The sequence below is a fragment of the Chryseobacterium sp. SC28 genome (genome assembly GCF_003932955.1).
In the GTDB taxonomy this organism is placed as follows: domain Bacteria; phylum Bacteroidota; class Bacteroidia; order Flavobacteriales; family Weeksellaceae; genus Epilithonimonas.
This window is the reverse complement of sequence record NZ_QOVY01000044.1, coordinates 1-1,503: the sequence shown is the minus strand read 5'-3', so window position 1 is coordinate 1,503 and position 1,503 is coordinate 1. Positions and strand designations below refer to the sequence as shown.

The 1,503-nt window shown below is 30.1% G+C and carries 1 protein-coding gene; it reads right to left on the bottom strand.

Translation table 11 applies throughout. The features are described from left to right. The coding region (locus tag DTW91_RS12765; RefSeq protein WP_262696679.1) for an alpha/beta hydrolase-fold protein at nt 1–1,470 on the bottom strand (1,470 nt) is incomplete at its 3' end. Between the last annotated feature and the right edge of the window lie 33 nt (nt 1,471–1,503).

Genomic DNA, 1,503 nt, shown 5'->3' with positions numbered 1-1,503 from the left:
CTCGATTGGTCGTTTTAATTGATTTAGAAAAAAACCATAATACTGCCTGTCCAAGTTGGCATAGAATATTAATTTATCAGTTTCGTCCTTGCTTTGTAGCATTTGGTAGAGATAAGATTTTGCTCTATCATTTTGATAGAATTCACTTGCTGCGAAAAAACGAACCTGTAATTGTAAGCTATTTGTCCTATCAATTTCATCCAGCAGCTTATGGAAAACGAATTGATTATTTTTATCCCTTGCTTTATTAAGCAAATAATAAATATCATAGTCAATATCTGTTTCTATGCCATATTTTTCGGCTATTGTATTTATATATAATTTTTTGAATGTTTGATAGTCGAAATCATCATTAAATGTTTCTTTAATTAGCTTATCATAAAATTTATAATCTGAAAACATAAATTTTACAGCATCAAAAAGGCTTGTGAAAGGCAATTGCATATGGTCAGCATTATAATTCGATAATTTAAAATTTGGGTTTTCTAAGTTTTGTTTGGCTAAGTAATCCCCCAAAATATTAAACTCATCGTCTTTATTCCCATAACCAAGAAATAGAAGCTTGGAGTTATTTTGATTTAATTTATTAGGTAGTGATTTTTGAAAATAGTTTTGAAAGTCATTCACAGAAAGAGCAATAACGCCTTTAAAATTATTATCGTCTCTTAAAAAGAGGTGTAACACAAAATTTCCAGCATCTGAGTGACCTATTATAACGTCAAACCCGGAAACGGCATAATTATTATTAATGAATGGAACAATCTCCTGATTTAAAATCTTGTAAAATACTTCTGAGCCTTTACTAAAATTGCTGACAGGTAGATTTGAAAATTGTCCTGTGTTTGGAGATAGGTCTCGATTTCTATTTGTATTGTCAATACCAACAGTAATACATTCTGGTATTATGTTATTTTCGTCATAGTTCATATCTTGAAGAACGGACATATTTTGTATTAGTAGATTAAACAAACTCTGACCGTCTAAAGTGTAAACTACGGGGTACTTTTTACTTGGGTCATAATTCTTAGGTAAAAAAACTCTTATGGTTCTTTCTTCATCAGGGTATTCAGAAGATGTTAGATATTTAATATCATAGATTAATGATAGTCTGCTTCTAGTTATTTTTTCATCTTTATAACTTTCAATAATAAACTTCTCATTAGTGGTTTTTTTGATTAGTTTTATGTTTGAGCCATTTTCATAGTCAAGAATATTCGCTTCACTGCTCCAATCACCCCGTGTAAATTTAAATTCTGCTGGAAAGGTCAAGTTTAATGAAATTTCTCTTTCATATTCTGAAATCGTATTTAGTTTCACTTTTTTTGGTTGCCAATCACCTAAGTTCTCTTGGTTGCCCACAATATATATTTCGTCCGTTTTATTTGGAACGGATACTCGAATTGTCGTCAAGTCTTGTCCATAAGATACAAGATAAATTACCAATAGAATACTTGTCAAGATTGTTTTCATACTGTGTTCTTTTTTAAAATTGGGCATAACTTG